Origin of the sequence: Caballeronia pedi (assembly GCF_001544915.2) — a bacterium.
GTDB lineage: Bacteria > Pseudomonadota > Gammaproteobacteria > Burkholderiales > Burkholderiaceae > Caballeronia > Caballeronia pedi.
Genome location: NZ_FCOE02000085.1, coordinates 1 through 8,262 on the forward strand (window position 1 = coordinate 1; position 8,262 = coordinate 8,262).

At 57.6% G+C, this 8,262-nt stretch carries 7 protein-coding genes; 6 read left to right on the forward strand and 1 reads right to left on the reverse strand.

Going from position 1 to position 8,262, the window contains the following annotated elements:
- Positions 1 to 233 precede the first annotated feature (233 nt).
- The 4 genes from AWB80_RS42225 (at position 234) to AWB80_RS42240 (ending at position 6,042) form a co-directional block, all read left to right on the forward strand.
- A complete protein-coding gene (locus AWB80_RS42225) occupies positions 234 to 3,527 on the forward strand; it encodes a LysM peptidoglycan-binding domain-containing protein (RefSeq protein ID WP_061180533.1) in 3,294 nt (1,097 codons plus the stop codon).
- Positions 3,528 to 3,538: 11 nt separating this feature from the next.
- Positions 3,539 to 3,811 carry a hypothetical protein gene (locus tag AWB80_RS42230; protein ID WP_061180534.1) on the forward strand — a complete coding sequence of 91 codons (273 nt, stop codon included), beginning with the start codon at positions 3,539 to 3,541 and terminating at the stop codon, positions 3,809 to 3,811.
- A 230-nt stretch (positions 3,812 to 4,041) separates the two neighbouring features.
- Complete coding sequence (locus tag AWB80_RS42235) at positions 4,042 to 5,718, forward strand: hypothetical protein (RefSeq protein ID WP_061180535.1); 1,677 nt, start codon at positions 4,042 to 4,044, stop codon at positions 5,716 to 5,718.
- Positions 5,719 to 5,724: 6 nt separating this feature from the next.
- Entirely contained in the window at positions 5,725 to 6,042 is a 318-nt protein-coding gene (locus AWB80_RS42240) for a hypothetical protein (RefSeq protein WP_061180536.1), read from the forward strand.
- Between the two features lie 56 nt (positions 6,043 to 6,098).
- Here AWB80_RS42240 and AWB80_RS45405 read toward each other — a convergent pair whose 3' ends face one another.
- Positions 6,099 to 6,284, reverse strand: a complete 186-nt coding sequence (locus AWB80_RS45405; protein WP_279628702.1) for a SymE family type I addiction module toxin — start codon at positions 6,282 to 6,284, stop codon at positions 6,099 to 6,101.
- Here AWB80_RS45405 and AWB80_RS42250 point away from each other — a divergent pair.
- Positions 6,277 to 7,749 carry a hypothetical protein gene (locus AWB80_RS42250; RefSeq protein ID WP_167390509.1) on the forward strand — a complete coding sequence of 491 codons (1,473 nt, stop codon included), beginning with the start codon at positions 6,277 to 6,279 and terminating at the stop codon, positions 7,747 to 7,749. The two genes, AWB80_RS45405 and AWB80_RS42250, sit on opposite strands and share 8 nt — an antisense overlap.
- 5 nt (positions 7,750 to 7,754) lie before the next feature.
- Positions 7,755 to 7,997: a hypothetical protein gene (locus AWB80_RS42255; RefSeq protein WP_061180538.1), complete on the forward strand. Its 243-nt coding sequence runs from the start codon at positions 7,755 to 7,757 to the stop codon at positions 7,995 to 7,997.
- Positions 7,998 to 8,262 lie beyond the last annotated feature (265 nt).

Below are 8,262 nucleotides of genomic sequence, written 5' to 3' on the forward strand. Positions count from 1 at the left end.
CGCACGACCAAGCACACGGATCTGGGCGGTCACGTGTTCCGCTATCAGTACAACTGGGCGGGGCTGGTGACGAAGCAAACGGGCAGCACGGGGCAGGACGTGGACTACACGTACTACTCGCATGGCCTGGTGCGCTCGATCGTGATAACGCCACCAAAACACAGTCGCTCTATGAGTACGACGGCGACGGAAATCGCACGTCGGAGTTCTTCACGAACTTTGGCGATTCATATGTGTTTGCGCAGTCGCGGGTGGAGTACGACGCGCTCAACCGCGTGATATCGATCAGCGACAACAGCTACCAGGTGAGCTACGAGTACGACGCGGTGGGCAATCGCCGCCACACGACTGCGACGTACACGGACATGGTGGGGAATCACGAAAAGAAGACCCAGGACTATTGGTACGAATACGATGCGCTGAACCGTTTCACGGTGACGATGGGCACGTTGTCGGGCGAGCGAGCGAGCGATGAGAACGACGCGAGCGTGCATATCGTGGTGGGTCGCGCAGGTGGCGAGGGTGTGCAACTTGGATACAACGCGGCGGGTGAGCGTGTGATGGCCGTGTATGCGAAGGATGGCCGCACGGAGCGCTACGAATACGACGCGAACGGATATCTGAGTACACAGAGGATCAATGGCGTCGTGGCTCAACAGCGCTCGAACGATTTGTTGGGCAGGGTGACTTATCAGGTCGAACGCGACGTGTCTACAGGGCAAATTGTGAGAAATGCCGACCGCACATGGGATGCGGACAGTTTCCTGATGGTGGAATACGAGCATACCCAGCACAACACGACCAGTTACACGCGGCTCGCCGATGGCACGGTAGCCGCAATTGAGACGAAGCCAACTGATCCGAGCGGTACCCGCACGGTGACAACCTACAACTACGAGTGGTGGGACGGGGCGAAGCAGTCGAAGGTGACGGTGCAGCCGACCAACCCAAACTCGCCGGGCTGGAAAGCCGCGACTACGTACTACAACTACGACATCAACGGCAACCTGAAGAGCACGTTCGACGATGGCGGCAACGAGCCGGGCAATGCACGCGCGTTCCAGTACTGGACGGACCTACGCGGACAGGTGCAGCGCCGCAGCGAGCTGACGGGTGTGACGGTGAGCGCGAGCGGGGCGATCTCGGGCACCGAGGGCGTTCGCAAGCACAACTACTACTACCTGAACGGTAACCGGGTGGGCAACCAGGGCAATGACGGGGTCGATGAAATCGATTACGTGCAGGAGCTCGCGGGCAAGCTGGGCAAAGGCAGCGACAGCCAGTACAAGGTGTTCACGCCAGTGGGCACGGCGGACTTCGACGAGAACTACATGGCGATCAACGCGACGTATCCGGGGGTGAGTCCGGGCACGTGGACGGTGCGTGCGGGTGAGACGTTGCAGAGCATTGCGAGTGCGCTGTGGGGCGATGCGACGTTGTGGTACATCCTGGCCGATGCGAACGGGTTGCAGGGCACAGACGTGCTGAAGGCGGGCCAGACGTTGACGGTGCCCAACAAGGTGACCAATGTTCACAACACGGCGACGACGTTCAAGCCGTATGATCCGGGCAAGGCGATCGGCGACACGCAACCGACGCTGCCGGATCCGCCGCCGCCGCCGGGCAAGGGCGGGGGCTGCGGCATGGCCTTGATGATAGTTGCGATCGTAGTCACGGTTATTGTTACTGCGGTCACTTACGGGGCGACTTCTGAATTTCTATATGCCGAACTGGGTGTGACAGCCGAGACGGCGAGCACGGCGGTGAATGTGGGCGTGGGGGTTGCCGCGGGCGCCACGGCCGGGACGGCGGGCGCCGCTGCTAGCCAGGCCGTGATGATTGCGGGTGGCCTGCAGGCCGGGTTCAACTGGAACGGAATCGCCATGGGCGCGCTGGGCGGTGCGCTGACGGGAGGAATGAATGCGGGGCTGGGCACGGCATTGCCCAACGCACTTGAGCGAGTTGGAAGCGCAGTGGCTCTGGGGGCATTGCGTTCGAGCGTGATTCAGGGTCTCGGCATGATCACGGGGGCGCAGCACAGCTTTGACTGGAAGAGTATGGCCGCCAGTGCGATCGCGTCGGGCGTGGGAAGCGCGGTCGGTCAAACACCGCTTGGTAAAATGCAGTATGTTGGAGCCGGGGCCCAGGGTCTCGCGGCAGGTGCGACGAGTACGCTAGTGCGAGGCGGCAGTCTGCAGAGGGATGCGGCGGGAATAGCGGGGGACACCATTGGTGCGATGGTGAGCGCGCAGATGGCGCAGCGATCTGTGGCTCCGGCGCAGTCGTACACGCAGAGGGTCACCAGTGGTGGAAGCTATACGGATGATGTGTACGCGCGGTTGGTTGATGCGTTTGGCAGCGTCGATGGTGCGAGTTCCTACGGTGGCTCGACTGGCGGTATGATGTTTGCCGGCCCTGGAGCTCCAGAGGCAAAGTATGTTGGGCAATTTCCGGCGATACATACCACACAGAATGGATCATGGCTCGAAGACGCAGCCGCGGCCACGAGCATGGCGTTCGGCCCTGGATATGATGGCGCGCTCTCTGGATTGACAACTGCGTCGACCGGTTACGGGGGCGACGTCGATCTGAATGCGGCAGCGTTCAGGGCGTCGATGAAAGACGGTGGTATGTCATCGTTGGTTGCAGATTCGGGAGATATTCTTGAGAAGCTCGGAAACGATGCGCAGGCGTGGATGGACGCGCGTCAGGCGCAGCTTCCGCGTCTCGCGCCCGATACTGGGCCGCAGTTGGTGCCGCTTAACGGAACGGGCTCGCTCGCAAACTCGGATGCAGCGTTCCTGCGTTTCATGGAGACGCAGGGCACTCAACCGCTCGGCGGCTTGATAGCCAATGCGGCGTTGCAGACGACTGGTAATACGAGTTATGCCGCGGCGGTTGCTGATGCTGCGTGGCCGTTGGATGCGTTGTTGATTCCAGGCGGAGTGCGAGCTACTTCGGTAGCGAGTACCAGGCGCGGAAGTGGCATGGTCGGTAGGTCATACACCGGTGATCCGCTAGCGTCAGATTTCGTTGGCCCATCGCGACCGATCTCTGCTGCTCAAATGGAGCTATTGACGGTCAACGCCGATGCACATGCACTGGCTCGCCATGGCGGAAGCGTTACCGACGCGCAACTTCTGACTCGCGCGCTAACGGGAATTGCATCTGATGGTTCGATAAAGCTTGCGAGGAACGGCGTGCCAATTCTTCCGCCGATGTCGTCCGCCTTTCACTCTGACCAGTTACTTGCCTATGCAGACCAGTACGTGCGGGGAAGCGGAGCGCTTGCGAGTGCCATTGCGAATAACCCGGGAGCACCTTACGTGACTGTGATGCCCGCGAGTGTAGGTGATATGGGGCTTGACTTAGGTAGAGGTTACGTCCGCGTGGGCGCCAGCAAGTTTTCCCCGGATCTGCACGGCGCACCGCAGCTCGTCGATAACCTGAGGAGCGTACAAGGGACCTACGCTCTCAATCCAACTACTGGAAAATGGGAAACGGTAACACTGTTTCCAGCGAGATAAGAAACGAGGATATGAATTACCCTACCCTAAAAAATCTTTTGGTCTCGGTATTGTCCGTTGACGTTGGCTTGCCTGAAAGCGCAGAAGCGGCTGCCATTACCCTATTTCTCCAAGATCGGGCAGTATGCGAAAAGTTGAGAGGGGAATTACTTGCCTTTGACGCTAGTGGCGAGTCTTGGATGGAATTGTTGGATAACGACAACTATTGCGTTTATCCAACAGACTCGGAGGAAGAGGCAAGGCAGTTTGTGATGGAGAAGTTTGGTGCTCAACTGCTAGGCTGACTATGAGAAACACCAAGGGTCGCATTTGCGGACCTTGGTGATGAATCAGAAGCGTTATCCGTGATCCATGCTGATGCAAATCTGGCGGATTTGATAGTTGACGGAGAGGTAGACGCGCTCGCCGGGCCCGAAGCCGAGGCTATGCAGATAGCGGTCGGCAATGTGCATCAATGGAATGCAGAGCTTGCCGTGGTCATGGATTTGTCCTGCAACGGGATGCAGCGGGGGTCGTGGGCGACACGATCGGCGCGATAGTGAGCGCGCAGATGGCGCAGCGCTCCGAGGATGCGGCGAAGGCTAAGACTGAGCCGATCATCAAGGGCAATGCGGCCAACTCGCAGTTCACGCCTGCGGATGAACGCTCGTTCAACGCGACGGCAAAAAGCCTGGGACTGACGCCCGAGAAGGCGCGTTCGTTGATGGCGGCGGAAAGCGGTGGGTCGCGTGTTGGTGATGCGTATTTGGCGAACACGCCGGGGGTGAAGGGTCTCGCGGCAGGTGCGACGAGTACGCTAGTGCGAGGCGGCAGTCTGCAACGGGATGCGGCAGGGATTGCGGGCGATACCATCGGAAGTATGGTGACGGCGCAGATGGCGCAGCGCTCGCAGGACGTGGCACAAGCCAAGACCGAGCAGATCGTCAAGGGCGGCACGGCCAACCCGCAGTTCACACCTGCTGATGCGGAATCGTTTGATGCGGCAGCGGCGAAATTGGGTTACACGCCTGAACAGGCGCGAGCGCGAATGGCGTTGGATAACGGAGGGTCGATTGTTGCTGATCCGTATTCTCCGTACACGCCGGGCGTAGATGCACGCGCAGTACCGTATCCGCAGATCACGGTGCGCGAGTTGGCACCGATGGATGTGCCTGTGATAGGAGCGGCTCAACCTTTAAGTGGATGGGAATCGGTCAAGGCGTTCAATCCGATTGCTCAGTTTGCGGAGGGTATGTACGACCGTGGCGCCGCGATGGCGAGCGGCATATGGAACGTCGCGACGCATCCGGTGGACACGGCAACAGGCATATACGACCATTACGCGAACGCGTATGACGCTGGCCACCTTGGTGACACGATACTCAACGACGTTGGCAGCGCGATAACAGGAGGCGTGAGATCACTGCCCCCGCTTGCGGCAGTGAACGGGCTTTACAGGCAGGACACGGCCGGTGCAGCGTACGTATTTGGTGGATCTGCGATGGATGCGGCGTTGTTTGCTGCGCCAGAACTTGCAGGGCCAACAATGGCTCTCGGTGGAGCAGCACTTGAACGCGGTGTTGCGATCTTCGGGCCGAAGCTTGCCGGCATGACGGAAAGCTATCTTGCCAAGACGGGTGGGTTGTCTTATGTCGTGGAAAATAGCTCGACCTTCCAAAATAGTGCGATAGAAACAATGAATCGCATAGAGTCTAGATTTGGAGAGGCAACGCGGGAGGTAGGTTTTATCGTCGATTCTGAATCCGGTAAGATACTGACGGTTGCTCGTCAGCCTTATGGGCAATTGAATTCAAGCTTCCGATTTGATTCTGCACAGTGGGATATGGCCACGGGAAATTGGATTACGCACAATCATCCGAGTGGTTTAACGCTAGGTCTTGAAGACATGGCGGGAGCCGTATCAAGTGGTGCAAAGGGTATTAGAGCTTCGACTGCAAGTGGAACTTATGAGCTTGCGTTTGATGGAAGCTTTGCGTCAGCCTATCGAGGAGATTACGCCGGTGCGTATGGTTACCTTCATGCTCAGACCGGTGAAATCGGGCGTGGAATCATGACAGATATTCGTAGTGGTTCATTGACCGTTGCAAACGGCTTGCAAGGAGTCCAATACAAGGGATTCTTGGCTAATGAAATGTGGACTCGATTCGCTACCCAAGCGTCTGGCCTTCAGTATAGATTCATTCAGAGATAGTCAATTATGAAAGGAAATATCCCAACGACGTTGGATGCTAGTGTTGAGTTCGGGCTGACTCTACTGGATGCGAAGGGTCGCAGTGAACTCGCAACGATGGGTTTGTTCAATCCGCATATGAAGTATGAGACTGACTTCGTGAAAATTATTGGTTCTAAATTGGGGATCATCGACGGAAGCAATCAGGAGTTGTTGCGGGACATTGCTATCAAACAGGGGGACAATCTACATTTTTTGGAAATTGAGGGAGATTCAATAGAGCCTGCGGCAGCGATGCGAATATTACTTACAGCGATGTCAGAAAAGGCTGCCAAAGCAGGATAGTTCGAACTGATGCAAGCTTAAATAGCTCAAGGGCCGCGTCGCGGCCCTTGGTGTTCTTACTCGCACGTGATGGTGAGTTTGCCATGCTCGACGGCGACTCTCACACGCTGTCCGGGTGCGAATCCGGCGTGCTCGATCCATCGACCTGCGAGTCTGATCCACGGAAACAGAGTCGGCTCGGTGCGCAGGTGCTGTGGTTTGTGCCAGTTGTGCTGGACAGGGTGTGACTGCTGAATGAACACGCATCGTTCGGTGAAGCGTCGCAGCAACCGGGCGCACGGGCGTTGTTGGCTGGCAAAGCGCGCGTCAGGGGTAAAAATCGGTCAGAGCGGGCGGGGCACGGTAAAAGCCTTGTACTATAAGGGCTTGCGGTCGTCGGGAGGGAGAGTTGGCGTCAGAGGTGACGTTCAACGGGATGCGGCGGGGATTGCGGGCGACACCATCGGTGCGATGGTGACGGCGCAGATGGCGCAGCGCTCCGAGGATGCGGCGAAGGCGAAGACTGAGCAGATCGTCAATGGAAATAAGCCGTCGACACCGGCGCAGCCGTTCTATGCTCAATTCCCTGATGCGAAGCCGGGCGTGATGTATGCGTCCAACAGCATCATGTCGGACGTGGATAATCTATATCCGTATCAGCGTTCGTGGCAAGATGAGAACGGCATCCATGTGGAAGCAAGTCGCACGCCGATTGTTTCGGCTGAAGCCTCGGCGACGGGTCTAAGCTACGGCGTGGGCTACGATGGCGCGCTCTCTGGGTTGACCGCAGCGTCGATGGGCTATGGCAGCGAAGTTGACTTAAATGCGGCAGCGTTTCGGTCAGCGATGAACGACGGGCCGCAACTGACCGGTGGTGCCGAAAGTTCTTGGCAAGCGTTTGCTCGTGGCGCGGCGGGAGGCTACGCAGGCGTCCTCGATTCGAGTCCGAACGCCGCCTTTGCTGGCAAATTGCTGAATGACGCGGGGCAAAGCTTCAAGCAGTTCGGCTACGAGATGGCTGGTGCGCAGCGTGCGGATGAGGCGCGTGCTGCGTGGAACAGCGGGAATTACGGACTTGCTGCTGCGAAGGAGTTGCAAGCATTTGGTGAGGCTGGTCTGGCGGTGATGGGAACAGGCCCCGCTGTGCGAGCGGGTGCCGGGCTGGGGATGCGGGCAATTGGTGCGGTGGGAGAATACGCTGAAACGAAGGTGGCTGGCCTTGGTGAGCAGTATGGGTTGGGACTTCGCCTTTCTGTTGTACCGGAAGGTCCGAATTCACTTGGTGCGCCAATTCCGCGAGTCGATGTTACGAATGAGTTTGTTTCTCGAACCAGTAAGAGTGGGATCACTACCCTGCAATATGGGGATCCTGACGGCGTTCATGGCTTGTTGGTGAATGTGGATCGACAAGGTGTGCTCGGGTTTGATATCCGCTCGCCTGCCGGCGGCAGTTCATTCTCTGATGCGTCGGGAACAGATATGTTCGCTAGTGCGATGCAGCGTCTTAATCAAGACGGAGTTTCTGTAAGTGCGATTCGGGGGGTATGGATTGAAGGAACCGATAGCGTCAATGCAGGTCAGTATCGAGCCAACTTGAGCAGCGGAATGAGCCCACAGCAGGCTGCTGCGAACACTTGGACCGGTCGCATCGCAGAGCGATACGGCTATACCAATATTGGTGTTCCTAATACCGCACACACAAAAACGACAGTCATATTTGGTAGGTAAAGTTCATGTTTGAAAAAATCCTTAAAGGCGAATCGCCAGCGAAGGTGTTCAGAGAGTTGATTGAAGCTGATCCATCAATCGGAAAAATTCAGCTTGGCGAGTTGTTCAACGATGAATTTGTCGATCTAACGGGGGAGGCTCAGCAGCTCATATGGCATTGGAAAGGGCCGGGGAAAAGCCAAGGCCTAGATGATGCTGATTTGGACGCATTGCTTAGGCAACAACTTCGAAACGCAGGTTATCTGTAATCGATAGATAAGGGCCGCTAACGCGGCCCTTAGTGTTGTTACTCGCAGGTGATGGTGAGTTTGCCATGCTCAACGACGGCTCTCACGCGCTGTCCGGTTTGAACCCGGCGTGCTCGATCGATCGTCCTGTGAGCCTGATCCACGGAAACAGCGGTGGCTCGGTGCGCAGGTGGATATGGCTTGCGCCGGCCTGCCAACGAACGCCGAGTACGAATATCGTTATCTGGCCAAGGATGCATCGGGCAACGTGGTGATGGAGCGCCAG